Annotated in this window: 24 protein-coding genes; 6 read left to right on the top strand and 18 right to left on the bottom strand. The window is 42.4% G+C overall.

The window, feature by feature from the left end; genetic code table 11:
- Entirely contained in the window at nucleotides 1-1,851 is a 1,851-nt protein-coding gene (locus ACFQ1G_RS08020) for a 2-oxoacid:acceptor oxidoreductase subunit alpha (protein ID WP_380738326.1), read from the bottom strand.
- Nucleotides 1,852-2,080: 229 nt separating this feature from the next.
- On the opposite strand from ACFQ1G_RS08020, the gene ACFQ1G_RS08015 reads away from it, so the two are divergent.
- The 3 genes from ACFQ1G_RS08015 to ACFQ1G_RS08005 all read left to right on the top strand — a co-directional run bounded on the left by ACFQ1G_RS08015 (nucleotide 2,081) and on the right by ACFQ1G_RS08005 (nucleotide 6,438).
- Entirely contained in the window at nucleotides 2,081-2,431 is a 351-nt protein-coding gene (locus ACFQ1G_RS08015) for a 4Fe-4S dicluster domain-containing protein (protein ID WP_380738325.1), read from the top strand.
- 27 nt (nucleotides 2,432-2,458) lie between these two features.
- A complete protein-coding gene (gene nifJ / locus ACFQ1G_RS08010) occupies nucleotides 2,459-5,989 on the top strand; it encodes a pyruvate:ferredoxin (flavodoxin) oxidoreductase (RefSeq protein ID WP_380738323.1) in 3,531 nt (1,176 codons plus the stop codon).
- Nucleotides 5,990-6,060: 71 nt separating this feature from the next.
- Nucleotides 6,061-6,438 (top strand): HEPN domain-containing protein, encoded by a 378-nt coding sequence (locus ACFQ1G_RS08005; protein WP_380738321.1) that lies wholly within the window; start codon nucleotides 6,061-6,063, stop codon nucleotides 6,436-6,438.
- Nucleotides 6,439-6,560: 122 nt separating this feature from the next.
- Here the strand turns inward: ACFQ1G_RS08005 and ACFQ1G_RS08000 are convergent, their stop codons facing one another.
- Entirely contained in the window at nucleotides 6,561-6,890 is a 330-nt protein-coding gene (locus ACFQ1G_RS08000) for a hypothetical protein (RefSeq protein WP_380738319.1), read from the bottom strand.
- A 269-nt stretch (nucleotides 6,891-7,159) separates the two neighbouring features.
- Between ACFQ1G_RS08000 and ACFQ1G_RS07995 the strand changes: the two genes are divergently transcribed.
- Complete coding sequence (locus ACFQ1G_RS07995; RefSeq protein WP_380738317.1) at nucleotides 7,160-8,671, top strand: hypothetical protein; 1,512 nt, start codon at nucleotides 7,160-7,162, stop codon at nucleotides 8,669-8,671.
- A 93-nt stretch (nucleotides 8,672-8,764) separates the two neighbouring features.
- A complete protein-coding gene (gene hemN / locus ACFQ1G_RS07990; protein WP_380738315.1) occupies nucleotides 8,765-10,129 on the top strand; it encodes an oxygen-independent coproporphyrinogen III oxidase in 1,365 nt (454 codons plus the stop codon).
- A gap of 69 nt (nucleotides 10,130-10,198) precedes the next feature.
- Here hemN and ACFQ1G_RS07985 read toward each other — a convergent pair whose 3' ends face one another.
- The 16 genes from ACFQ1G_RS07985 to ccoS all read right to left on the bottom strand — a co-directional run bounded on the left by ACFQ1G_RS07985 (nucleotide 10,199) and on the right by ccoS (nucleotide 22,666).
- On the bottom strand, nucleotides 10,199-10,588 hold the full coding sequence (locus tag ACFQ1G_RS07985; protein WP_380738312.1) for a group III truncated hemoglobin: 390 nt from the start codon (nucleotides 10,586-10,588) through the stop codon (nucleotides 10,199-10,201).
- A gap of 10 nt (nucleotides 10,589-10,598) precedes the next feature.
- Entirely contained in the window at nucleotides 10,599-10,889 is a 291-nt protein-coding gene (locus ACFQ1G_RS07980) for a hypothetical protein (protein WP_380738310.1), read from the bottom strand.
- Between the two features lie 131 nt (nucleotides 10,890-11,020).
- Nucleotides 11,021-11,617 carry a Crp/Fnr family transcriptional regulator gene (locus ACFQ1G_RS07975; protein WP_380738308.1) on the bottom strand — a complete coding sequence of 199 codons (597 nt, stop codon included), beginning with the start codon at nucleotides 11,615-11,617 and terminating at the stop codon, nucleotides 11,021-11,023.
- A 6-nt stretch (nucleotides 11,618-11,623) separates the two neighbouring features.
- Nucleotides 11,624-11,923 (bottom strand): thioredoxin, encoded by a 300-nt coding sequence (trxA, locus tag ACFQ1G_RS07970; RefSeq protein WP_380738306.1) that lies wholly within the window; start codon nucleotides 11,921-11,923, stop codon nucleotides 11,624-11,626.
- Nucleotides 11,924-12,030: 107 nt separating this feature from the next.
- Nucleotides 12,031-13,305, bottom strand: a complete 1,275-nt coding sequence (locus ACFQ1G_RS07965; RefSeq protein WP_380738303.1) for an acetyl-CoA hydrolase/transferase family protein — start codon at nucleotides 13,303-13,305, stop codon at nucleotides 12,031-12,033.
- A 4-nt stretch (nucleotides 13,306-13,309) separates the two neighbouring features.
- On the bottom strand, nucleotides 13,310-13,885 hold the full coding sequence (locus tag ACFQ1G_RS07960; protein WP_380738301.1) for a YceI family protein: 576 nt from the start codon (nucleotides 13,883-13,885) through the stop codon (nucleotides 13,310-13,312).
- An 86-nt stretch (nucleotides 13,886-13,971) separates the two neighbouring features.
- Entirely contained in the window at nucleotides 13,972-15,279 is a 1,308-nt protein-coding gene (locus ACFQ1G_RS07955) for a hypothetical protein (protein ID WP_380738299.1), read from the bottom strand.
- 70 nt (nucleotides 15,280-15,349) lie between these two features.
- Complete coding sequence (locus ACFQ1G_RS07950) at nucleotides 15,350-15,940, bottom strand: YceI family protein (protein ID WP_380738297.1); 591 nt, start codon at nucleotides 15,938-15,940, stop codon at nucleotides 15,350-15,352.
- 340 nt (nucleotides 15,941-16,280) lie between these two features.
- Complete coding sequence (locus tag ACFQ1G_RS07945; RefSeq protein WP_380738295.1) at nucleotides 16,281-16,982, bottom strand: sulfite exporter TauE/SafE family protein; 702 nt, start codon at nucleotides 16,980-16,982, stop codon at nucleotides 16,281-16,283.
- Nucleotides 16,982-17,428, bottom strand: coding sequence for a FixH family protein (locus ACFQ1G_RS07940; RefSeq protein ID WP_380738293.1), 447 nt, complete (start codon nucleotides 17,426-17,428; stop codon nucleotides 16,982-16,984). Before ACFQ1G_RS07940 ends, ACFQ1G_RS07945 begins: the two co-directional genes overlap by 1 nt.
- Before the next feature lie 18 nt (nucleotides 17,429-17,446).
- Nucleotides 17,447-17,743 carry a hypothetical protein gene (locus ACFQ1G_RS07935; RefSeq protein WP_380738291.1) on the bottom strand — a complete coding sequence of 99 codons (297 nt, stop codon included), beginning with the start codon at nucleotides 17,741-17,743 and terminating at the stop codon, nucleotides 17,447-17,449.
- A 22-nt stretch (nucleotides 17,744-17,765) separates the two neighbouring features.
- Nucleotides 17,766-19,142: a cytochrome c oxidase accessory protein CcoG gene (ccoG, locus tag ACFQ1G_RS07930; RefSeq protein ID WP_380738486.1), complete on the bottom strand. Its 1,377-nt coding sequence runs from the start codon at nucleotides 19,140-19,142 to the stop codon at nucleotides 17,766-17,768.
- 69 nt (nucleotides 19,143-19,211) lie between these two features.
- Nucleotides 19,212-20,087, bottom strand: a complete 876-nt coding sequence (locus tag ACFQ1G_RS07925; protein ID WP_380738289.1) for a cbb3-type cytochrome c oxidase N-terminal domain-containing protein — start codon at nucleotides 20,085-20,087, stop codon at nucleotides 19,212-19,214.
- Nucleotides 20,084-20,269 carry a CcoQ/FixQ family Cbb3-type cytochrome c oxidase assembly chaperone gene (locus ACFQ1G_RS07920; RefSeq protein WP_380738287.1) on the bottom strand — a complete coding sequence of 62 codons (186 nt, stop codon included), beginning with the start codon at nucleotides 20,267-20,269 and terminating at the stop codon, nucleotides 20,084-20,086. The genes ACFQ1G_RS07925 and ACFQ1G_RS07920 overlap by 4 nt, the downstream gene beginning before the upstream one ends.
- A 6-nt stretch (nucleotides 20,270-20,275) precedes the next feature.
- Complete coding sequence (gene ccoN / locus ACFQ1G_RS07915) at nucleotides 20,276-22,474, bottom strand: cytochrome-c oxidase, cbb3-type subunit I (RefSeq protein WP_380738286.1); 2,199 nt, start codon at nucleotides 22,472-22,474, stop codon at nucleotides 20,276-20,278.
- A gap of 15 nt (nucleotides 22,475-22,489) precedes the next feature.
- A complete protein-coding gene (gene ccoS / locus ACFQ1G_RS07910) occupies nucleotides 22,490-22,666 on the bottom strand; it encodes a cbb3-type cytochrome oxidase assembly protein CcoS (protein WP_380738284.1) in 177 nt (58 codons plus the stop codon).
- Nucleotides 22,667-22,871: 205 nt separating this feature from the next.
- Here ccoS and nirK point away from each other — a divergent pair, with 205 nt between their 5' ends.
- The gene (gene nirK / locus ACFQ1G_RS07905; RefSeq protein WP_380738282.1) at nucleotides 22,872-24,302 is read left to right on the top strand and encodes a copper-containing nitrite reductase; all 1,431 of its coding nucleotides are present in this window, start codon (nucleotides 22,872-22,874) and stop codon (nucleotides 24,300-24,302) included.
- The last annotated feature ends 12 nt before the right edge of the window (nucleotides 24,303-24,314 follow it).

The following is a 24,314-nucleotide window of genomic DNA, read 5'->3' as shown; positions in this document are numbered from 1 at the left end:
TTATTTTACTAATTGTTTTAAGTGTTCCAGTAGCTCATTATTCGCGAATGGTAAGCCCTGCACTTTGTTATATTGTAGGAATTTGTTGTCGAAATGCATGCGCAGCACATTTACGAACTGCCCGTTGTTCAATTCGCACACTACGATCTTTTTGAATCTGTTCAATAGCTCTCCTGTGTTCTTCGGAAGGGGATTGATGTAGTTGAAGTGGGCGAAGCCGATATTCTTATATCCTTCGGTATTTAGTTGTTGTACTGCGGTATGCAGGGATCCATAAGTTCCTCCCCATCCAATTACCAGCAGGTCACCTTCATTTGTAAACTCCGGAACGATCTCAGGAATATAATTCTTAACTCTTTCTACTTTTTCTGCCCTTATCTGGGTCATGATCTCATGGTTTTCCGGAACATGGGAAACGTCACCGGTCACGCGGTCCTTTTCAAGACCACCAACTCGGTGTTCCAGTCCGGGAGTTCCTGGGATGGCCCAGTTCCTTGCCAGAGTTTCTTCATCCCGATCGTATGGGTGCCAGTCTTCTTTAGCTTCTTTTACAATGTGGTTCTTGATCTCAGGGAGCTCCTCTAATTTTTTGATTTTCCAGGGAGCAGATCCGTTAGCGATATACCCGTCGGTCAATAGTACTACCGGGGTCATGTGTTCCAGTGCTAATTTTGAAGCTTCATATGCATAAGTGAAGCAGTTTGCCGGTGTACTCGCGGCAATTACTATTACCGGGCTTTCTCCATTTCGACCATACATGGCTTGTAAAAGGTCAGATTGCTCGGTCTTTGTAGGTAACCCGGTTGAAGGGCCGCCTCGCTGTACATTCACTACTACCAGTGGTAATTCCAGCATCATGGCAAGTCCCAGGGCTTCTCCTTTAAGTGCAAGTCCCGGACCTGAAGTAGTGGTGATCGCAAGATCTCCCGCGAAAGCTGCACCAATTGCTGAACTGATTCCGGCGATCTCATCTTCTGCCTGGAAGGCCTTCACTCCAAAGTGCTTATGTTTTACCAGTTCATGAAGTATGTCTGTGGCCGGGGTAATAGGATAGGAACCTAAGAATAGTTCTAATCCAGATTTTTCCGCAGCTGCTAGGAATCCCCAGGCGGTAGCGGTATTCCCCATAATGATCCTGTATGTTCCACCCGCCATTTTTGCCGGGGAGATAGAATAGGAATTAGGGATCAACTCAATAGTTTCTGCATAAAAATACCCGGCATTCAATACCCGGGTGTTTGCTTCTATTAGGTGAGGTTTGTTTTTAAATTTCTTTCCGAAGAATTCTATAGTGTGTTCAGGTGAACGGTCATACAACCAGTAGACCATTCCCAGTGCGAACATGTTCTTACTCCGGGTGATACTTTTGTTGTCAAGTCCTTCAATATCCTTTAAAGCTTCTTTGGTGAGAGAAGTCATTGGGACTTCAATAACCCGGTAATTTTCCAGGCTTCCGTCTTCAAGAGGATTCGTAGCATACTGCGCCTTCTCCAGATTCTTTTTTGTGAAGGAATCCACATCAACAATAACAGTCTGACCCGGTTTTACAGCGTAGAGGTTGGTTTTCAATCCGGCAGGGTTCATAGCGACCAGTAAGTCCAGGTTGTCTCCCGGGGTACTTACTTCCACACTTCCTATGTGAACCTGGAATCCTGAAACACCATATAAGCTTCCTTGGGGAGCCCGTATTTCAGAAGGATAATTAGGGAAGGTAGCAACATCATTTCCAAACATCGCTGAGGTGTCTGAAAATTGAGTACCCGTCAATTGCATCCCATCACCCGAATCGCCCACAAAGCGAATTACAACTGCGTCCAGGGCTTCGGCTTGATTCATATTTTCTGTGATCATATCTACATTTTTTGGTACCACCGGTGCGCTCACTGGTAGTGAATGGATCTTTGGGGTAAATATAAAAGGACCTAAGGGTATTAAATATGATGTAAATCATATTGCACTATTAAATAGGTTATTAAGAATAATTCTGCATAAATTAAAATATGATGGTGATCATATCAAACGATTTAGTGCTGCAATACTTTTAATCAAAATTTTCATTAATAATTTAAATAATAAGATTATGGCGCTAAAAATAACTGACGAGTGTATCAATTGCGACGCTTGCATATCAGAATGTCCAAATAACGCGATCTATGAACCAGATCAGGAATGGAAATATTCAGATGAGACAGCTCTTAGCGGAACGGTTACTACACCCAGTGGGAAAGAGGTGGATGCTGACGAGGAGCACGAACCACTTTCTGACGAGTTCTATTTTATTGTTGCAGATAAGTGCACAGAATGTAAAGGCTTCCATGATGAGCCACAGTGCGCATCTGTTTGTCCAGTAGATTGCTGTGTGCCGGATGAGGACCATGAGGAATCTGAAGAAGAATTACTTGAGAAAAAGGTTTGGCTTCATGAGTCTTAGCCGGAATGCAGAAAAAAATTATATAAAATGGTAAAAAAATTTCCAAAACTCATTTGTGACGCCAACGAGGCCGTGGCCAAAGTTGCCCATAAGACAAATGAGGTATGCGCCATTTACCCTATAACGCCGGCTTCTCCAATGGGCGAGCATGTGGATGTTTATAGCTCAAAAGGCCAAAAGAATATCTGGAACAATGTTCCGCGCATTGTTGAGATGCAGAGTGAAGGAGGTGCCGCAGGTGCCGTTCACGGCTCACTTCAGGCCGGTGCACTTACTACAACTTTTACGGCTTCTCAGGGATTATTATTAATGATCCCTAACATGTATAAGATAGCAGGAGAGCTCTTGCCAAACGTGATACATGTTGCTGCTCGTACCATTGCGACCCACGCCCTTTCAATTTTCGGAGATCACTCTGATGTTATGGCTGCCCGTCAAACGGGTTATTCCATGTTGTTTGGAGGTTCTGTGCAGGAAGCGATGGATTTCGCATTGATCTCGCAGGTAGCTACCTTAAGGTCACGAGTTCCTTTTTTGAATATTTTCGACGGATTCAGAACTTCTCATGAGATCTCTAAAATAGATGCTATTCCAGATGATATCATCGAGGCAATGATGCCCGAAGAAAAGATCATGGAACATAAAAAGCGGTCTTTAGATCCTGATAGTCCGGTGATAAGGGGTACTTCTCAAAACCCTGATGTATTCTTCCAGGCTCGTGAAGCCGCGAACTTGCATTATGAGAATGTTCCGCAGATCGTGCAGGAGGTTATGGACGAGTTCTATCAACATACAGGAAGAAGGTATAACTTATTTGACTATGAGGGGCATCCAGAAGCAGAACGCGTGGTTGTGATCATGGGATCTGGAGAGGGTGCTGTTCGTGAAACAGTTGATACTCTATTGAATTCCGACGAAAAAGTAGGAGTGCTGATCGTACGTCTTTACCGTCCTTTCTCTGTGAAAGATTTTATCGGGATGATCCCGAAAACAGTAAAAAAACTGGTTGTAATGGATCGTACCAAAGAACCGGGAAGTACCGGGGATCCCTTATACCTGGACGCTGTAACGGCTTTTGCTGAAAGTGACCGTGAAATGCCGCAGATCCTGGCTGGTCGCTACGGACTTTCTTCTAAAGAATTCAACCCGGCCATGGTGAAAGGGATCTTTGATGAGATGTTGAAACCTCAGCCAAAGAACCATTTTACGATAGGTATCAATGACGATGTAACTTTCAAAAGTTTACTGTATAATCCGGTTTTCAAGACCAAAAAATCAACGTTTAACTGTCTGTTCTACGGATTAGGTTCTGACGGAACTGTAGGTGCTAATAAGAACTCGATTAAAATCATTGGAGAGACCACCGATAACTATGTTCAGGGTTACTTTGTTTATGACTCTAAAAAAGCAGGTTCTCAAACTGTGTCTCACCTTAGATTCGGGCCGGACCCGATCTACTCTAGCTATTTGATCAATACAGCCGATTTCATTGCCTGTCATCAGTTCAATTTTGTTGAGAAATATGATATCCTGAAAAAGATCAAAAAGGGAGGAACTTTCTTATTGAACGCTCCTTTCTCTAATGATGAGGTTTGGGATATGCTGCCACAAAAAATGCAGGAAGAGATCGTAGAGAACGAACTTGAATTCTATGTGGTTGATGCGACTAAAGTGGCGCATGAAGCCAAATTAGGAAAGCGCACCAACACTGTACTTCAAACCTGTTTCTTTGCCATTTCAGGAGTTCTTCCTAAAGAGGAAGCCATCCAGAAGATCAAGGATGCGATCGTTAAATCTTATTCCCACAAAGGAGAGAAGGTGGTTCAAATGAACTTCAATGCGGTTGATAAATCTCTGGAATTCCTTCAAAAAGTAGATTATCCAAAACAGGTCACCAGCGACAAACGTCTTAAGCCAATGATGACCGGTGACGCAGATCCTTTCGTAAAAGAAGTATTAGGCAAGATCCTTGCCGGCGAAGGAGACGAGCTTCCGGTTAGCGCATTCCCTATTGACGGTACCTTCCCTACCGGTACTACTCAATATGAGAAACGCGGGATTGCCGATTTCGTTCCTGTTTGGGAAGGCGAAGATCTTTGTACCCAGTGTAACAAGTGTGTGGCTATTTGTCCGCATGCTGCTATCAGGGCGAAGGTTGTTTCCAATGAAGAACTGGGGGACGCGCCTGCAACTTTAAAATCTGTTCCGGCCAAAGGTAGGCCATTCACCAGTACATCAGATTCTTATGTGCTACAGGTTTCTCCTGAAGACTGTACAGGATGTGATCTTTGTGTGGCTGTTTGTCCTGCGGAAAGTAAGGAGGTTGAAAACTTCAAGGCTATCAATATGCGTCCAAAACTGGATGTGGCAGAAGCCGAAAATCAGAACTGGGATTACTTCAGCTCACTTCCAAATTACGACCGTACAGAATTGCAGATCACAAACGTCAAAGGATCTCAGTTCCTTGAGCCTTTATTTGAGTTTTCCGGCGCGTGTTCAGGTTGTGGAGAAACTCCATATATCAAAATGCTGACCCAGCTTTACGGGGACAGTATCATGATCGCCAATGCGACAGGATGTTCTTCCATCTATGGAGGTAACCTGCCGACTACTCCATACAAGACCAATGAATTTGGCAGAGGACCGGCATGGGCAAACTCCCTGTTTGAAGACAACGCTGAGTTCGGTTTAGGAATGAGACTTGCACTTTCTAAAAAGCAGGAGATCGCCGCTGACCTTTTAAAAATAGTTGAACCACTGGTTGGAACTGAATTGGTACAGGCTATTCTGAATAATCCTGAAGAGAATGAACTTCAGAAGAAAGAGAAACACGCTCAAATTGCCGAACTGAAAGAAATTCTTTCAACCCTGGGAACTCCTGAAGCCATCAAATTGAATCAACTGACCGAATACCTTCGTAAAAAGGCGGTCTGGATACTTGGTGGAGACGGTTGGGCGTACGATATAGGGTATGGAGGTGTGGACCATGTGCTGGCTTCTGGAGAAGATATCAATATCCTGGTAATGGATACCGAAGTGTATTCGAACACCGGGGGACAGATGTCTAAAGCCACTCCATTAGGAGCAAGCGCCAAGTTCGCGGTTTCAGGTAAAAAGACCTCTAAAAAGAGTCTTGCTTTGCAGGCCGTTTCTTATCAGAATGTGTATGTGGCGCAGGTGGCCATCGGGGCGAAAGACCTACAGACGCTTAAAGCGATCGAAGAGGCAGCTGCTTACCCGGGACCATCCATTATCATCGCTTACTCACATTGTGGGGAGCATGGTTATGACCTTAAACATGGAGCAACTCAACAGGAAAAAGCTGTTGAAACCGGATACTGGCCGTTATTCAGATTTGATCCTTCCAAAGAGAAAGGCAAGCGATTCAAACTGGATTCGAAAGCGCCTCAGGCTCCGTTGAAGGATTTCATGTATAAAGAGACCCGATTCACCAGGGTGGCTAAAGAAAATGCCGAACTGGGAGAAGCCTTATTAAAACAGGCACAGGAAGAAGTTGAGTCTAAATGGGAAAGACTCGAACTCTATAGAGATATGTAATATATATCCTTTAGGGCAGAGGTTATTAAGGCCTTTGCCCTAAAGATCCCGTAATTTTTAAATTTCTGCACATGGAAAACAAAGCACTTGGTCTATTTTCTGAAGCCATTCAAAAACTTCGGGAAGCCAATGATGAACTATGCAGGCCCGAGGAAGATGTCGTTTCTTATTTGGTTTGCAAGAATTCCCAGAATGCAATAGAGAATTTCCTTAAAGGATATCTCTTAAGCAAGGGGATTGACCCTCAAGGTTATGAAAATATCAATAGCCTGTATGAACAATGTATTGCAATCAATCCAAAATTCAAGGATCTGGACCTTTCCGGGTTTACCTGTAAGTCTTATTCACCTGATTCCAGATCATGCAGTGGTTCTGAAAAAGTGAGTAAATGCTACGAGATAGCAGACAGTATAGATGCTTTTTTCCGGAAAGAGGTTTTTGTTAATTAATTGGGGTTTTTTACTAACCTATCCAAGAAAGCTTCAGGAAACTGAAGCTTTTTTTATACAATAAAAAAGCTCCGGGATGAACCGGAGCTTCAGGTTTATATGATAACCAGAGACAACTATTCTTATGCTACCTTAGAAAGGCTGTAATAATTCAAAGCGCTTTTGTAAAAGTTCAGGCTTCGTTTGTCATTTTTGATGCACGAGGTTAAAAATCTTTCTAGATCAAGACATTCAAAACTCACAGAAGTAAATTCCTTATCTGTAACAGGGATCTCGGCCTTGATCACTTTGTTTTCATAATCTATTTCCACATTTCTTGCCTGGAAATACATTTTAATAATTCCCTTATGAAGGGAGCTGTAAATGGCGTTCACACCGGTACAATCTGTACAACTGTTATGGATGATATTTTTGAATTCATTAAGAATCTCGGTAGGTTGAAAGGTGGTCATTTGGCTATTTTATTAGTTAGTTAATTCTTGCTTACGGGACCTAAATTAGGGGTTGGGCTGTTAAAAATGTTCTAAGGAAATGTTTATTAATAAAGAATTAACAACGCTAAAGACGGTTTGTGAAAATATTAGCAGAAATGTGAGATTCTGACAAAAAAATAATTTAGAGCTTTAACAGTTGAAACAGACATTATTCTCAAAACAGAGAATTCCATAATTCTACTTTTTGATCATTTCTGAATTGATGAATAAAATAAATAGGGAAGAAATTGGGAAACAGCAAAAAGACAGGGGTCAGTATTTTAGTAATAGTTTTCATCATTCTGGTTGCCGGGTATATCGCAACAAATTATTTATCGGGGAGAATCCAGGATGAGCTTAATAGCGCCTTAGGTGAAAAATCATCCCACGAGAAAATTGATGTTGATCTTTTCGCGCAAAATATCCACCTCCGGAGTCTGAAATTCAGGAACAGGGGCACAGAAATCAACACCCCGAAACTTTCTTTTAAAGGCCTAAGCTACCTGCAATATTTGAAAAATGGAAAAATTGTTTTCGATGAGGTAAGTTTAGCCGAGCCGGAGATCATCATTGCTCCTTCCCAGGACTCTGTCTCGAAATCGAAAGTCTCTTTTAAGAAGGAAATAGAGGTGAAGGTGTTTAAGACTTCCAAAGCAACGTTGGAACTTAAAGGAAAAGATTCCGCCGGGAATAAACTTTTCAGCAGGATAAGGGAATTTGAAGTTTCAGGGATAAAAGTAGATTCCTCTACCATAAACCAAATGGTACCGTTCAACTATAACGGTTATAACTTCAAAGTTGATTCTCTGCGAATCAATATCACCCCTGAGCATTATATAGCTTCGGAAAGCATTGATGCTAAAAACGGCCGCGTTGAGGTTCGGAATTTCAAGATCATCCCGAATTATGGGCCCTCTGTCTTCGATCAAAAAATACTGTATGAGAAAGACCGTATCTCGCTTAAGGTAAACCAAATTCGGCTGGACAGCCTTAGTTTTAGCTTCAGAAATGACACTTTGTATTTACAAAATCCTGTCATGGGAATATCGGGCGGGGACCTGCAGATCTATCGCAACAAGACCCTTCCGGATAATCCTAAAATGATACCCCTTTACAGTCAGATGCTGCGACAGTCGCCAGTAAAACTTGATCTTAAGGAAGTCTCCGTAGACAGCACGCGTATTGTTTATGAAGAAAAGGTCAAGGCAGACCGCCAGGTGGCCAGGATCAGTTTCAATAATGTGGACGGGAAAATTGACAACCTGACCAATGTTGGTTTGGATCAAAAAGACCTTCCGCGGACAAAGATCACTGCCAGCGCTGATTTTATGGATACCACTCCCGTTGAGATCGACTGGTCTTTCAATGCCGCGAACCAGAATGAAAAATTCCTTTTTTCAGGTAGCTTCGGCCGTGTTTCGGGTGATTCTATGAACGCTTTTTTAAGCCCTTCCATGGGGCTCGCGGCAGAGGGAAGTATTAATTCAGTGGCCTTTACGTTTACCGGCAACGATGATATGCTTTCCGGCGATGTGCAGGTGGAATATGAGAATTTCAGGATAGAGATTCTCAAAGACCAGAGCCGGGAAACAAGTAAATTTCTATCGGCCATTGCCAACTTGTTCGTGGATAACGATGGACTTTCCGAAGAGAACAATATCAAAGATATTCAGGTAAATAGAGACAAGGCCAAATCTTTCTGGAACTATGTCTGGCTAGGGCTGAAAAAGGGTGTATTGGATGCCCTGGTACAGATATAGAAAAACGTTAAAACAGGACAGATTTGTCCGACCTGATTCAAATCATATTTTCCCCCTCTTCCTTGCTCTATTTTTGCCCGTAAACTATTAGGAATGAGCAATTATTTAATCAACAAGTACAATGTTGCGGGTCCGCGGTATACCAGTTACCCAACCGTACCATATTGGGATTTGGGCAATTTTTCTATTGAGGAGTATAAAAAGAGCCTTAAAAGATCCTTTTCTGAAAGCAATCAGTCTGAAGGGATCAGCCTGTATCTACATTTACCATTTTGTGAAAGCCTGTGCACCTTTTGCGGCTGTAATAAGCGCATCACCAAACGGCACGAGGTGGAATCTCCATATATAAATGCCATTTTAGACGAGTGGGAGATGTATCTGGAGCTTTTGGAGGAAAAACCGGTGATAAAGGAGATACATTTGGGAGGTGGAACCCCCACTTTCTTTTCTCCGGAAAATTTAAAACTACTTATCCAAGGCCTTTTTAAAAACGCTACAAAAGCCGAAGGTTTTGACTTCAGCTTTGAAGGGCATCCTAACAATACTCAAAAAGGGCATTTAGAAGCCTTATATGAAGCAGGATTCAAAAGGGTGAGCTACGGTGTACAGGATTATAATATGACCGTGCAGCAGGCCATCCACAGAATCCAACCGTTCGTAAATGTCAAAAAAGCTACCGAACTGGCCAGGGAGATCGGCTATACTTCGGTAGGCCACGATATCATCTTCGGGCTCCCGTTTCAAACCGTAGAACATATCCGCACTACCATTGAAAAGACCAAGGAGTTGATGCCAGATCGTATCGCATTCTACAGCTACGCGCATGTTCCGTGGATAAAAGGAAACGGACAAAGAGGCTTTAACGAGGAAGATCTTCCCACTGCCGATGTGAAGCGTGAAATGTATGAGACCGGTAAAAAAATGCTGGCAGAGGCCGGTTATGTGGAGATCGGTATGGACCATTTCGCCCTGAGATCAGATTCTTTGTACAAGGCGGTAGAGGAGAAGAAGATGCACCGCAATTTTATGGGTTACACACATTCAAAGACCAAAGTAATGATAGGTCTTGGAGTATCTGCGATAAGTGATAGCTGGAGTGGTTTTGCTCAGAATGTGAAGACCCTTGAAGAATATTATGAACTTCTTGAAAAGAGGGAATTTCCGCTCTATCGCGGGCATATCCTTACGGAAGAAGATGAAAAACTTAGAAAGCATATCTTAAACCTCATGTGCAACCTGGAGACTTCATGGGAGGACGAAAGTTCGTATTTTCCGGAATTGCCCGATGTACTGATCAGGCTGAAGGAAATGGAGAGTGACGGGTTAATAGAAATTGAAAAGGATCGTTTAATAATAAAAGAGGAGGGAAGGCCGTTCGTAAGAAACGTTTGCATGGCTTTTGACCTTTTGTTGCAAAGAAGCAAACCGGAAACTCAGCTGTTCTCAATGACGGTATAGAAGGTTGAAATTTCCAACAAAAAAATCCGAAGGTGCTGCCTTCGGATTTTTTATTTTCTGTTTGAATTTTCAGGATTTTTTTCTGCTCTGATACATGTTCATGAAAATATTCCCTGCCATGTTACGGGCGCGATTCTTAGCGATGTTAGCCCGATCGCCTTCGAACAGGTCATCGATGGTTTGAAACCACATGTTCAGCCATTCCCCAAAATGTTTTTGTTCAATACTGTATTGGAACTTTTGGTCCACCTCTTTATGAGCCTTCATAGGATTCCCCCTGAACTTGCTCACCATGAACAGGTTGGTTTCCCAGAAATCGGTAAGTTTTTCCAGGTGTGAAGGCCAGTCCTCAATGGTCTCATTGAAAAAATGGGAGATTTCAGGATTCGCGCGTACCCTGGAATAAAAAGTAGAAACAAGGAGAAACACGTCCTCCCTGTTTTTTATATCGGTTTTCATGTAATTTTTCTTAGTAGCGCATTATTACATTGATGAACAACAGTGCAATGCTTACCAGCAAACTTACCAATAAAGAATTGAATACGTATTTTGGTTTTAATTGTGCCAGTACAGAAGCCATATAGTTCATGGCGACCGCTACTACAACGAATAACTGGGTCATTTGAAGAAAGTCATGGCCGTTCATTAAGATCACCATGGCTGCTGCAGCTCCCACACAGCTTGAAAGGATGATGGCTAATGCCGAATATCCTACATACAATTTTTCAAAGTCCTCATACAATGATTTGTAAAGTTTCATATTGCTCGTTTAAATGTTATAGGAGCAAAATTAGCAGGACAACAGGGCAGAGACTATGACCTGAATCATAAAATGGGACATTTTCATCCTCTTAAAACAGGTTGTAAGTTATTGAGTTACAGGGGTGAGTTTTATCGGTAGAGTTTGCGTTTCCTGATCTCGAGCTCGCCTTTCTTTTCTAAAGACTTGGTAGCCCTAATGACCGTTTCTACTCTTAGACCGGTAAGATCGGCCAGTTGCTGTCGCGTAAGATCTACCCTGAAAGAGAATTTACCTTCAGTTTTATGTACATGGTTCTTAAGATAGTCCAGGATCCTTAAAATTCGGTGTTCCGGTTCCTGGCTGGAGATCTCTGAAGCCATGATAGCTTTATAAAATAGCCTTTTCGCAAGGGTTTCGGTTATCTTTAGGTGAACTTGTGGGTTGGAAGTAAGCAGTTCTAAAAACTGCTCTTTTGAAAGCTGAAATACTTCGGCATCATTGATGGCTTCGGCATTGGCTGGATATTTTACATTGGCCAGTAAGGGAGGCTCACCAAAACTTTCGCCCGCGGAAAAAATGCCCTGAATGAATTCCTTTCCGTCTTCATTGTAGTTGTTCATTTTAACCTCTCCGGAAGCCACCTGGTAGAAATTAAGCGCGCTTTCGCCTTCGCGGAATAGTTGATCGCCTTTTGAAAAAGGGATTTTTCTCGCTCCGTGGTCAAGTAATAGGTTTTCCTCTATCATAAATTCTTATTGATGTGACCTTATCAATTGTACCAGGTCATTCTTAGGCACCACGCCCGATTGTCTCCAGAGTTGTTCGCCGTTTTTGAAGAGGATGAGGGTTGGCACTCCGCGTACCTGGAATTTCTCGGCTAGAACCTGGTTCCTGTCCACATCGATCTTTACTATTTTTATGGCATCACCTAATTCATCTTTGGCCTCTTTTAAAATGGGTCCAAGGGTTTTGCACGGTCCGCACCATTCTGCTGAAAAATCTACCAATACAGGTTTCTCATCTTTTATGATCTCGCTAAAACTACTTTTCATAACCTTATTTTTTTCAGTTCTTCCGAAGTATTCGGAATAGAATAAAGATATTAATTTCTAAATAGAAACTAAGTTGAGGTTTCGTTAATAGCTCGTGAAAGGTTCTGCTATCTTGTTTTATTCAGTCTTGAAAACGCTTCTTTTTCGAGCTGTTCTCTGTGATTGGGATGCGCGATAGAAATAAGGGCTTTGGCTCTTTGCTTCAGATTCTTTCCGTAGAGATTTACCACGCCATATTCAGTGGCGATGTAATGCACATGAGCCCGGGTGGTCGTTACTCCTGCACCGTCCTTGAGATAGGGGACGATCTTAGAAACACCTTTGGTAGTGATGGAAGGCATAGCGATGATCGCTTTCCCGCCTTCAGAAAGTGAGGCTCCGCGGATAAAATCCATTTGACCGCCTACTCCCGAATATTGATAATTTCCTATAGTATCTGCACACACCTGGCCGGTAAGGTCGATCTCGATGGCGCTGTTGATGGCCGTCACTTTAGGGTTTTGGCGAATGATGGCCGTATCATTGGTGTAGCCGGCTTCTTTGAAGTGTATTAATGGGTTATCGTCAATGAAATCATATAATTTTTGAGATCCAAGGGCGAAACAGGTTACGATCTTTCCGGTCTTGATCTCTTTTTCTTCCCCGGTGATAATGCCTTTTTCGATCAAAGGCAGAACTCCGTCAGAAAACATTTCTGTATGAATTCCCAGTCTTTTGTGGTTCATGAGGTTTGAAAGCACCACGTTAGGGATACCTCCAATTCCCATTTGCAGGGTTGCGCCGTCCTCAATGAGTTCGGCTACATGTTTACCTATTTGCTGCTCAATTTCACTGGGTTCAACGGGATCATGGGAGTGAATGGGAGTATCAACCTCTGTAGCAGCATGTATCTTGCTAACATGGATGATTCCGTCACCATGAGTTCTGGGAACCTGAGGGTTGATCTGGGCGATCACTTTTTTTGCCGTTTGTATGGCCGGCAAGGTAATATCCACTGAAACTCCTAAAGAACAATACCCGTGCTTATCTGGAGGAGACACTTGAATAAATGCCACATCCAGCGGGAGGATATTCTTTCTGAAAAGAAGGTGGATCTCACTTAAAAAAATAGGGATATAGGCTCCATAGCTTGAGTTTACGGTATCGCGCACATTGCCTGAAGCGAAACAGCTGTTTGTTCTAAAGGAAGCCCTGTATGGATCTTCTGTGTAACGAGCATTACCTTCTGTATGTATCTGGAAAAGTTCCACATCTGAAATTTCCCGGTATCGATCTGTCAAAGCTTCGATCAATACTTTTGGGGTCATTGCTGCTCCCTGGAAAAATACTCTGTCACCTGATTTTACATGCGATACTGCTTCAGCAGCTGTAACTATATTCATCTTCTTATTTTTTCACCTTTAGATCAAAACTAATCTCAATTTCATCCTTCACCACAATTATCCCGAATAATTTTTTTGGTGGCTCCAGTTTAAAGTCCTTGATGTTTAACTCAAGTTCTCCCTGGAACTGTGCGATCTCCCCATCTTTAATATTGATGGGTACCTCATAGAATTTCTGTTTCCCTGCCATGGTAATGCAGATGGTAGCCACTCCAAACGTTTTGGTGCGAAGTTTTACCTTGCTGATCTCGAGATGGATCTCTGGATATTTATCAGATTTTATGAGGTCGTGAAAGTCCTGGTTGATTCCTTTGTTTCCGCAGTCAAAACCCCGGGTGTTCAAAACCAGGATCGCACCTGTGAAATCCATGATAGAATCTTTCCTTGAATAGTAGACTTGTTGCGCCTCCTTTAGAAAGGCGGTATCAAAATCACATTGGAATTTATTGATATTGGTGTCGCCGTTGATAGCGAGCTGACTTGAAGGCAGCACCGTAACCTTTTTTTGATGAAAACCGTTCTGTGCATTGGTGAATGCACCAGTGAACAGTAACATAACAACTAGCAATAACTTTTTCATAACTCTTTCAATTTAATAAAAAAATGGGGGAATCTTGTCAATTCCCCCATTTCTCGGGCTAAGTTCAAACGAATCTTTTTAATTTCTTAGAAGCTGATAGCTGCCTCTAGCATAAGACCGTCGAAGCTTCCTTCATGGTGGATATCTCCTGTTGGGTAACCATCATAAGTTTGGTTTACGTATTCAAGTTTTGCAAGAACGTTTTTAGTCATGAACCATCCAGCTCCTAGTTGGAATCTGTTGATGTCGATGTCATTTCCAGCTCTGTCTTCTCCACCTGCAGTGTTGTAACGACCTCCTAAGTAGAAGTCTTCATCAGCTCCAAATCTGTAAAGAAGCTCACCAGAGTACTGGCTGTAAGATCTTGTTTCAGTCTCACCTTTCTTTCTTCCAGTTACGTTCTCAATGATTCCGAAGAACTCAAGTCCACCTACTTTGATGAATGGGTTGATCTGGAAAGCAGTCATGTCGTTGTTCACATCTGGAACCATCATACCACCTCTGAATCCGTCTCCATTACCTTCAATGTCGCTAAGAACCTGGTAGTAACGAGATCCTGCACGGTCACCGCTGTAAAGGTAAACACCTCTTCCGTAGTTGTGTGGAGCATGTAATACAGATCCAGTTAATCTAAATCTGAAGTTTTCAGAGATCTGGTCGTCATATCCTAATTTTACTAACCAAGATGGGCTTGTAGAATCTTTACCAGATACGTTTTGGTTCAATTTACCGTTTGTGAATCCAACCATACCTAACCATGGTCCGTTGAACATATACACTTCAGCACCAACTTCTGTAGTGAAAGCATCCATCACGTAGTTACCAACAAATGGGTTGTGAAGTGCCATCGCGTTGTCAGTTCTTCTGAAATGACCGTCACCATAGTTGTTTTCCATGTGACCGATCTTGATTCTTACGTGATCCATAAGACCTGCAGCTAAACCTTCGCTGATGAAATCAAGGTTGTCAATTTGGAAGTACCCACCTTTTACATAAGATTCGTGGTGGTGCTGAGAAGAAAGGTACGTTCTCAAGTGCATTCTTAAACCTTTTGCTAAAAGAACGTCAAGGTCAAGGTTAGCAGTTGCAAGGTTGAAGTTGCTTCCTAATTCCTCTAATTCGATAGGTCCTTCACTCTCCTGGCTTAAAGCTTGGAACTGAAGAGTAGATGCTCCACCTATTCTCACTTGTAATCCGTTGAATTCAGTATCAATGTCTTTAGTTGGTTCGAATTCATTTACTCCTCTTTGGTCTGGAGCTCTAAAGTTAGGAAGGTCTCTTTCCCATATAGTTTGAGTTCTTTCCTCTTCGGTTGTTTCTACCTCTTGTGCCTGAACTTGTAAGCCCATGGCCATCAAAAGCGCTATCCCGGAATATTTAATTAAGTTTTTCATTTTGTTTAGTTTAAAAAAAGTTGATAGTTTAAAATTTTAGGTTCTTGTGTGAATTTGTAATGATTGTTATTTATTTTGAAAAAGCCGTTTTGAATTTGATAGTAACTTCATCACCGGTTGTGATAGTTCCGAACATTGCTGTTGGAGGATCTACTTTAAAGTGAGTCATGTTAAGTTTTTTGCTACCGCTAAGGACGATCTTACCATCACTTACTTTAGCATCGAATACCATGTCTACAGGTTTTTTAGTGCCTGCGATAGTAAGATAACCGCTGGTAGTGATCTTACAGTCAGATTTTGAGGTGCAATCCAGGTTGTTTACCTTTTCTAACTTATAGGTGATCATCTTGTGTTTTTTAGTGTCAAGTGCTTTATAGGTATTTTTATCCATACCTCCCTTACCACTCTCAAGACTCTCAGCAACTACCGCAAAATCAAGTGAATTGATCTTTACTAATTGCCCGTCTTCCATTTCTACCTTCAAAGTACCCTGTAGATCTTTTGCTGTAATTTCCCAGTCATGTATGTTTGAAGTTCCCTCTACCTTTAAATCAGAAGCCTTAGAGTTCACTGTGTATGATTGAGCCATTGTTACATTAGCTGAAAAGATCATAACGAGAAAGCTTCCAAGTGCAATCCAAAAGTTCTTTGTTGTGTTCATGATTACTGTTTTTTATTTGATACAAATTTGGGGCATAATCACAGGTTTAATTATGACCGCCGTCAGGTTTCCATTAAAATTTTAGGGAGGATTAAATTTATTTTAAGATTTCTTTCACATATTTCCTGAAGCCTTATAATCAAAGGGTTTGGAGAAAATATCTGCTGCATATTCGCTGAAAATAATGACTATGCTCATGTTTTCAAGAGTACTAAAATACCGAATTGGTCATTTTTATTAAAAATCAGGAAACTTCTTTAGGATAGTTTTTAGAAAAAAGTACTTGAAAGAGGATATTTCGGTCCAAAAAAATGGAGCTTTCAGGGAAGTGCCGGATAATTTAATGACAAGATGCAGAGGCACCTACCATTTCGGTAACCGGAGCAGGAGAGAGGTAAGGAATATCAAGCCCCAATCCACGTATGATAAAGAGCATTCCTATTAATACCACAAAAACCGGAATGAATTTGGAGATCTTTCTTTTAACTACACCGTTAAGCATACTGCTGAAGTATACCGCCGTGGTCATTAAAGGAATGGTTCCCAAACCGAAAAACACCATGTATAAACCAGATTCGATCAATGCTCCTGAAGCTATGGCGCCAAAGACAGCCATATAGACCAGGCCGCAAGGCAGGAAGCCGTTCAGAAAACCTATGGTAAGAAAAGTATCGGGCGTTTTCTTTTTCAGAGCAGCGCCTAAAGAAGATTTGATCTTTCCTATAATTCGGTACATAGGTCTTGAAAAATTGTATTTCGCGAATGTTTCTGCAGGAATAACGATCACCGCGATCATTAAGATCCCGGCGGCGATCGATAATTGCTGTTGTATTCCGAAGAGATAAAGACTCTTTCCCAACAGCCCGAACGCCAGGCCTATTAAACCATAGGCAGTGAGCCGGCCAAGGTGGTACAGGAAGATCTGCAGGAACTTTTTAAAGGAATTTTCCCTGCTCACGGGCAGCATGAATGCGATAGGACCGCACATGCCCACACAGTGGAAGCTTCCCAATAGGCCTAATATGAGAGCCGTAACCAGCATTAATAGGTTATTTCCTTTTTATAGAAATAAGATTCGGCCTCATATGACCAGTCAATGATAATGTTCCAACGGCCGCCTACCAAGCTACTATCAGGTACGAGCAATTGATTAGAGGATAATGAAAGAGGAAGTTCATTATCCAGCCGCTTGTTCGACGGCCTGTATAGGAACATTGTGCCTTTAATTTTTGAAGGATCCAGGGCTTCGGGAAAAGTGATCACCAATCCCTCGATGGTCTTTTCAACCTGAATGTTTTCCTTCAATTTTTGTGAGTTCATCTCCTTATCCAGCTGTTTCTGGAAAGTGAGTTCTGTCTTATAATACTCTTCTGTTACCAGATCATGGCTATAAGACTTGTCAATACTCATTGTTACTACAAAATACATGATGAAGCCTACAAACGATATGATCGCTATCACTAATCCTGTCCCCCAGTTAATTTTCATCTTTTACAGTATTTATAGTTAACCTTTAATTACCAGGAATAAACTGTTCTCATGGGCTTTTACAGAATGTAAGTCACCCATGTTTATCTCCTGTTCTTCAAATTGTTTTACGATACTCTCGGTACCGCCTGCTCTGTAAACCACTTCTCCGGTTAGCACATATAGCTTTGCGGGAATATCGGTCTTGTGTTCTTTTAAAATGGCATTTTTCTGAAGCCCTATTGCGAGGACCTGCTGCTCTTTGCCGTTTTGCAATTTCTTCACCACAGCTTTATCGGTCGTTTCTATTTCTGAAAGAATTTCCTTTAATATCATTTTTCAAGCTCTTACATTCGTTCTATCTGAAACTCCTTGGCCCCAAAAAGTTGGTACTGGTGGTTTCTATTAATTTATCTCCGCTATAGATCCCTATCTCGAGACTGCTTTTTTCATTGTCGAGCAGGGCCTTATTGATCTCGATGAACAAGGTGCCTTCTGCAAGGCCTTTCTCAGGCACTACCAGGTTCTCATGAGTGACCGATTCTATTTTTCCGTCATGGGAAAGCAGTTCAAAATGCACATTTTCGAATTTCCCGGTGGTCTTATTGATCAATTTGAACGTGTACACATTACTGATCATGTTATCTGCCTTGGTCTCATACAACTGCCCGGGTAATCTTAAAATGGTGGCTTCCACATCACTTCTCAAAAACAACATTCCTGAGAGTATTCCCATCAGCACGAACAGGATGGCAGCGAAACCTTTCATTCTTGGGTTAAAGGTGAATTTTTCCTCTTTTTCAATGTTCTCTTCGGAATAATATCCTATCAAACCTTTTGGGAGGTCCACCTTTTCCATCATGGCGTCACAGGCATCGATACAGGCCGTGCAGTTGATGCATTCCAGCTGCGTACCGTTCCTGATATCAATTCCTGTAGGACATACGTTCACACATTGGAAACAGTCGATACAATCTCCTTTTCCAATTGCTGCCCTGTTCTCGTTCTTTTTGAATTTCGATCTTCCTTGCTCCCGTTCCCCGCGTTTGTGGTTATAAGCCACTACCACCGATTTCTTATCCAGCAGCACACTTTGTAACCTTCCGTATGGACAAGCTATTGTACATACCTGTTCCCTGAACCATGAAAAAATGAAGTAGAACACCCCTGTGAAAATTAACAGGGCAATGAAGGTACTCAGGTTTTCAAGAGGTCCCTGGGTGATGTACTGCAGTAATCTTTCGCTACCTACCAGGTAAGCCAAAAAGACGTTGGCGATCCCAAATGAGATGAGAAAGAAAAGGAACCATTTAAATCCTTTTTTCCGGATCTTTTCTGAATTCCATTCCTGCTTGTCCAGTCTTATTTGCGCGCCGCGATCTCCTTCTATCCAATATTCGATCTTTCTGAAAACCATTTCCATGAAAATGGTCTGGGGACAGATCCAGCCGCAGAAGATCCTTCCGAAGGCTGCTGTAAACAAGGTAATGAACAACACCCCAATGATCATCGCGGTCACCCCAAGGTAGAAGTCCTGTGGCCAGAACGGGAATCCGAAAATATAGAATTCCCGTTGCAGCACATTGAACATCATAAACTGGTTGCCGTTCACGTGAATGAAGGGCGAAAGTATTAGAAAAGCCAGTAGGAACCACGTAAACCAGGTACGGTATTTATAGAAGGTGCCGCTGGGTTTTTTAGGGTAAACCCAGGCACGTTTACCTTCGTCATTCATCGTAACGATGCGGTCTCTATAATTTACTTCTTCCTTGCTCACGGGGCGATGGCTTTCTTTATTCTTAAATTATTCTTGTGTCCAAAGGTCACCTTCGGCTTCCTTTGGGTTTGCTGGAGTTGTACCCTGCAAACTCAACACATAACTTGATACCTGTTGAATTTCACTCGGTTTTAAAGTGCTTTTCCAGGCTACCATTCCTTTTCCTGAACGTCCACCTTCACTTACGGTATGGAATACATTCTTGATTCCGCCACCCAGGATCCAGTATTCATCGGTAAGGTTAGGTCCAATTCCACCACCCCCGTCGGCAGCGTGACAAGCCATACAGTTGGTTTGGTAGATCTGTGCTCCCTGCTCCAGTTCTGCGGCATCTGTAAGGAGTACAACAGTTTCCGCGTCAACAAGGTCTGGTGCGTTCTTTTTATATTCTTCTACCTCTAACCTGGCTTCGGCCATTTCCTGCTCGAATTCCATTTCCTGGCTGGCACCGTCTAAAATGTGATAATAGAACATGTATCCGGCAGCGAAGATGATGGAAGCATAGAAAGAGTACAACCACCATGGCGGAAGCTTGTTGTCAAGCTCTTTAATGCCGTCATAGTTGTGATCAAGTTCCAGTTCTCCTTCTTCGGAAAGAGGACGGGTTCCTGCCAGCTTTCTGTAAAGCCTCTTTAGGTCATATTTCTGCATTCTCTTTTCATGAGCCTCCATGTATCTTTCCTTGGCTTCATCAGAAAGGGATTTGAAAAGTATATTTTCAAAGGCCGCGATGATCAATTCCGCAGAGATAAGGAATAACAGCACTATTGCTAGCGCTAATTGCAGCATTGGGTATTCAATAATGGCTAATTTATCTCCTGAATCTATTAAGAATTCCGTTCCGCCCCATATGATTAAAAGCAGAGCAGCGATTCTTATCCAGGCTGGGATTACATGTCTCATATTACTTGGTCGTTTTCAGGTTCAAGAGGAATTTGTTCCATATTTTGGATATAGTCTTTTTTGGCAGTGAACACCCACCAGAAAAGCAGTACGAAAAACACGAAGAAGATAAGCAGGGAAAGGATCGGGTAGATCTCTACACCGCCGATGGTCTCCATATGTCCTTTTATGAATTTAAACATGATGAATTAATTAGAGGTTGTTGAAGTTTCTGGTTCCTTGATCTTGATATCTGTTCCCAGGCGCTGAATGTAAGCGATGAGGGCTACGATCTCACGATCTTTCATTTCCACGAACTCAAGTCCGTTCTCTTCGGCATACTTTTTATCTGCCTCATAAGATGCTACGAAATCTGGGTCGCTGTACAGGTTCTTTTGTATCTGAGAAGCCTGTTCGTCCATAAGAGCTTCGGCATTGGCGATTTCCGCTTCGGTATAAGGAACTCCAAGGGTAACCATGGCTTCCATTTTGGCTTCAATATTTGAACGGTCATGTTCATTGGTGATCAGCCATTTATAACCGGGCATGATGGATCCTGAAGAAGTACTTTGAGGGTCATACATGTGGTTGAAATGCCAGTTATCTGAATATTTTCCACCAATTCTCATAAGATCGGGTCCGGTACGTTTACTTCCCCAAAGGAATGGGTGGTCATACACATATTCTCCGGCCTTAGAGTATTCCCCGTAACGTTCCACTTCGCTTCGGAAAGGACGGATCATTTGGGAATGACAGGAAACACAGCTTTCTCTAATGTAGATATCGCGTCCTTCCAGCTCAAGCGGAGTATAAGGCTTCACACTTGTAATAGTTGGAATATTCGATTTTACCAGGATAGTTGGTACGATCTGGATGATCCCTCCAATAAGGATGGCGATAGTAGCGAGAATGGTCAATTGAACCGGCTTGCGCTCCAACCAGGTGTGGAATCCTTCTCCTGCAAGTCTGCGTTTGCTGATCTTCTGAAGAGGTGCCGCTTCGGCTAGTTCGTCTGTAACTTCAGAGCCGGTCTTGATAGTCTTGTAGATGTTATACAACAGGATGAACATTCCGAAGATATACATGCTACCTCCAATTGCTCTGAACCAGTACATCGGCATGATCTCGGTCACTGTTTCAAGGAAGTTTCCGTAAACAAGAGTTCCGTCAGGATTGAACTGTTTCCACATGGAAGCCTGAACGAAACCTGCAACATACATTGGTAAAGCGTAAAGAATGATCCCTAGAGTACCTGTCCAGAAGTGCGCGTTGGCAAGCTTAACAGAGAACAGTTTTGTTTTGAACATTCTTGGAACCAACCAGTAAACCATACCAAAGGTCAGGAATCCGTTCCATGCAAGTGCTCCAACGTGTACGTGGGCGATAACCCAGTCACTGAAGTGAGCGATCGCGTTCACGTTTTTAAGAGATAACATAGGCCCTTCAAAAGTCGCCATCCCGTAACCTGTAATGGCTACAACCATGAACTTAAGAACAGGGTCTGTTTTAACTTTATCCCACGCTCCGCGAAGAGTAAGTAATCCGTTGATCATACCTCCCCATGAAGGCATTAACAGCATTACGGAAAAGGCAACCCCAAGGTTTTGCGCCCAGTCTGGTAAAGCTGAATATAATAAGTGGTGTGGTCCTGCCCAGATGTATATGAAAATGAGGGACCAGAAGTGAATGATAGATAATTTATAAGAGTAAACAGGTCTGTTCGCTGCCTTCGGAATGAAGTAATACATAAGACCCAGGAACGGAGTAGTAAGGAAGAATGCTACCGCGTTGTGGCCATACCACCACTGTACCAATGCATCCTGAACTCCGGCGTAAACCGAGTAACTTTTGAACAATCCTACAGGAATAGCCAAACTGTTGAAGATATGTAACACTGCTACGGTCACGAAAGTGGCTATATAGAACCAGATCGCAACATACAGGTGACGTTGTCTTCTTTTAAAGATGGTGGCAATAAGGTTCCATCCAAAAACAACCCAAACAACCGCGATTGCGATGTCAAATGGCCATTCAAGTTCAGCGTACTCTTTGGAGCTTGTATACCCAAGAGGTAAAGTGATCGCTGCTCCCACAATGATAAGCTGCCATCCCCAAAAGTTGATCTTACTCAGAATGTCGCTGTACATCCTCGCTTTCAGCAACCTTTGAGTAGAATAGTAAACTCCCGCAAAAATAGCATTACCTACAAAGGCAAAAATTACCGCGTTGGTGTGTAAAGGACGAAGACGTCCAAAACTCAACCAGGAAATTCCATCGGTAAGGTTGGGGAAAAGAAATAAGAAGGCCAGTAATAGCCCGACTGACATCCCTATGACGCCCCAAAACAGGGTAGCGTAGAGAAAGTTTTTTACGATCTTGTTGTCGTAATAGAACTGCTGCAATTCCATACTTAATTGTCTTTGTTAATGTTTAGTGGATTTGTTTGATTTTTCTTTTACAAGCTCATCATCAAACAGGATACGAACAGACGGGGTGTAGTCGTCATCAAACTGGCCCTTTCTAACAGCCAGAATGAAAACAATAAAAAAGAATACCGCTACGGTAATACTTACCGTAAGTAGTAAATAGATGACGCTCATACCTATTTAATTTGGTGGCAAATCTAATGGGATGCTTCTGTCTGAAATATGACCGGGATCAGGTTTCTTCCTAAAAAGAAAATTTGTAAAAAATTCAGGCATATATGATTACGCTCATATTCTGGGAAATCCTTAAATAGGACATTTGTGTCTGAAATAGAATTACAAATAACATCTGATCATGAAAAACTATAAAAAAACAACAATGAAATTCGTCTATTTAATGTTTGGCGCTGCATTACTTGCCGGAGGTTTTACTTCCTGCGAGCAGGTTGAAGCAGCTAAAGAGAAACCAGAACTTATGAAAGTGTATGGGGAAAGTGAAGCTGAATTAACAGCTCCGCCTTTGGTTCCCCGTCCTGTTGGAAAAAGAGCTGCCACAAAACTGGTAGTGAATATGGAAGTTATTGAAAAGGAAATGGAAATGAGCGACGGTGTAAGCTACGTATACTGGACCTTTGACGGAACCGTTCCCGGAAGTTTCATTCGTACCCGCGTTGGTGACGAGATCGAATTCCACTTAAAGAACCACCCTGACAGTAAACTCCCGCACAATATTGACCTTCATGCCGTGACCGGTCCTGGAGGAGGAGCGAAATCCTCTTTCGTAGCACCTGGTCATGAAGTGGTTTTCAACTTCAAGACCATCAACCCGGGATTATATGTGTACCACTGTGCCACCGCACCTGTAGGGATGCACGTGGCGAACGGGATGTACGGACTTATCCTGGTTGAGCCGGAAGGTGGATTACCTCCTGTTGACAAAGAATACTATATCATGCAGGGTGACTTCTATACTGAAGGTGAGCATGGTGAAAGAGGGTTACAGGCCTTTGATATGAACAAAGCTGTTGACGAAGATGCAGATTATGTTGTTTTCAACGGAAGTGTAGGTGCACTTACAGGAGAGAACGCGATCACGGCCGAAGTTGGTGAAACTGTGAGATTATTCGTAGGTAACGGTGGACCTAACCTGGTTTCTTCCTTCCACGTGATAGGAGAGATCTTTGACAAAGTTTATGTAGAAGGGGGAACCATGGTGAATGAAAATGTTCAAACTACGCTTATTCCTGCCGGTGGTTCTGCCATGGTGGAGTTCAAAGTAGAAGTTCCGGGTGAATTGATCCTGGTTGACCACTCCATCTTTAGAGCATTTAATAAAGGTGCCATTGGAATCCTTAATGTGGAAGGACCAGAAAACAAAGAGGTTTTCGGCGGAAAAACCGAAGAAAAAGTATACCAGCCGGGTGAAGAAACTGCTTCTGAAGAAGTGGCTGAAGAGTCAAATGAAACTGTTGCAGTTGAAGGTTCATTATCTGAAAAAATGGAAAGAGGAAAAACCGTTTATACTCAGAATTGCCTTGCCTGCCACCAGGCTACCGGAGCGGGTATCCCTAATGCTTTCCCTCCTCTTGCAAACTCAGATTACCTGAATGCAGATGTTCACAGAGCTATAGATGCTGTTAAATACGGACTTTCCGGAGAGGTAAAAGTGAACGGTGATGTGTATAACAGCGCTATGCCAAAACAAAATATCTCTGATGAAGATATCGCGAACGTGTTGACCTATGTGTATAACAACTGGGGCAACAACAAGACCGAGGTGACCACAGAGATGGTAAAATCAAGAAAATAAGTAACTGTAAAG

This window comes from Salinimicrobium gaetbulicola (genome assembly GCF_042676025.1).
GTDB lineage: Bacteria > Bacteroidota > Bacteroidia > Flavobacteriales > Flavobacteriaceae > Salinimicrobium > Salinimicrobium gaetbulicola.
Note: the sequence above shows the minus strand (reverse complement) of the source record. Positions and strands in the feature narration are given on the sequence as shown.

Bases quoted from the DNA above. Each gene is read 5' to 3' on its own strand.
- hemN (WP_380738315.1), top strand. From the start codon at position 8,765: ATGAGCAATTATTTAATCAACAAGTACAATGTTGCGGGTCCGCGGTAT.
- ACFQ1G_RS08000 (WP_380738319.1), bottom strand. From the start codon at position 6,890: ATGACCACCTTTCAACCTACCGAGATTCTTAATGAATTCAAAAATATC.
- ACFQ1G_RS07975 (WP_380738308.1), bottom strand. From the start codon at position 11,617: ATGATAGAGGAAAACCTATTACTTGACCACGGAGCGAGAAAAATCCCT.
- ACFQ1G_RS07925 (WP_380738289.1), bottom strand. From the start codon at position 20,087: ATGAGACATGTAATCCCAGCCTGGATAAGAATCGCTGCTCTGCTTTTA.
- ACFQ1G_RS07920 (WP_380738287.1), bottom strand. From the start codon at position 20,269: ATGTTTAAATTCATAAAAGGACATATGGAGACCATCGGCGGTGTAGAG.
- ACFQ1G_RS08005 (WP_380738321.1), top strand. From the start codon at position 6,061: ATGGAAAACAAAGCACTTGGTCTATTTTCTGAAGCCATTCAAAAACTT.
- ACFQ1G_RS07935 (WP_380738291.1), bottom strand. From the start codon at position 17,743: ATGATATTAAAGGAAATTCTTTCAGAAATAGAAACGACCGATAAAGCT.
- ACFQ1G_RS08020 (WP_380738326.1), bottom strand. From the start codon at position 1,851: ATGATCACAGAAAATATGAATCAAGCCGAAGCCCTGGACGCAGTTGTA.
- ccoG (WP_380738486.1), bottom strand. From the start codon at position 19,142: ATGAATGACGAAGGTAAACGTGCCTGGGTTTACCCTAAAAAACCCAGC.
- ACFQ1G_RS07980 (WP_380738310.1), bottom strand. From the start codon at position 10,889: ATGAAACTTTACAAATCATTGTATGAGGACTTTGAAAAATTGTATGTA.
- ACFQ1G_RS07945 (WP_380738295.1), bottom strand. From the start codon at position 16,982: ATGCTGGTTACGGCTCTCATATTAGGCCTATTGGGAAGCTTCCACTGT.
- nirK (WP_380738282.1), top strand. From the start codon at position 22,872: ATGAAATTCGTCTATTTAATGTTTGGCGCTGCATTACTTGCCGGAGGT.
- ccoN (WP_380738286.1), bottom strand. From the start codon at position 22,474: ATGGAATTGCAGCAGTTCTATTACGACAACAAGATCGTAAAAAACTTT.
- ccoS (WP_380738284.1), bottom strand. From the start codon at position 22,666: ATGAGCGTCATCTATTTACTACTTACGGTAAGTATTACCGTAGCGGTA.
- ACFQ1G_RS07965 (WP_380738303.1), bottom strand. From the start codon at position 13,305: ATGAATATAGTTACAGCTGCTGAAGCAGTATCGCATGTAAAATCAGGT.
- ACFQ1G_RS08015 (WP_380738325.1), top strand. From the start codon at position 2,081: ATGGCGCTAAAAATAACTGACGAGTGTATCAATTGCGACGCTTGCATA.
- nifJ (WP_380738323.1), top strand. From the start codon at position 2,459: ATGGTAAAAAAATTTCCAAAACTCATTTGTGACGCCAACGAGGCCGTG.
- ACFQ1G_RS07955 (WP_380738299.1), bottom strand. From the start codon at position 15,279: ATGAAAAACTTAATTAAATATTCCGGGATAGCGCTTTTGATGGCCATG.
- ACFQ1G_RS07960 (WP_380738301.1), bottom strand. From the start codon at position 13,885: ATGAAAAAGTTATTGCTAGTTGTTATGTTACTGTTCACTGGTGCATTC.
- ACFQ1G_RS07950 (WP_380738297.1), bottom strand. From the start codon at position 15,940: ATGAACACAACAAAGAACTTTTGGATTGCACTTGGAAGCTTTCTCGTT.
- ACFQ1G_RS07985 (WP_380738312.1), bottom strand. From the start codon at position 10,588: ATGAAAACCGATATAAAAAACAGGGAGGACGTGTTTCTCCTTGTTTCT.
- trxA (WP_380738306.1), bottom strand. From the start codon at position 11,923: ATGAAAAGTAGTTTTAGCGAGATCATAAAAGATGAGAAACCTGTATTG.
- ACFQ1G_RS07940 (WP_380738293.1), bottom strand. From the start codon at position 17,428: ATGAAAATTAACTGGGGGACAGGATTAGTGATAGCGATCATATCGTTT.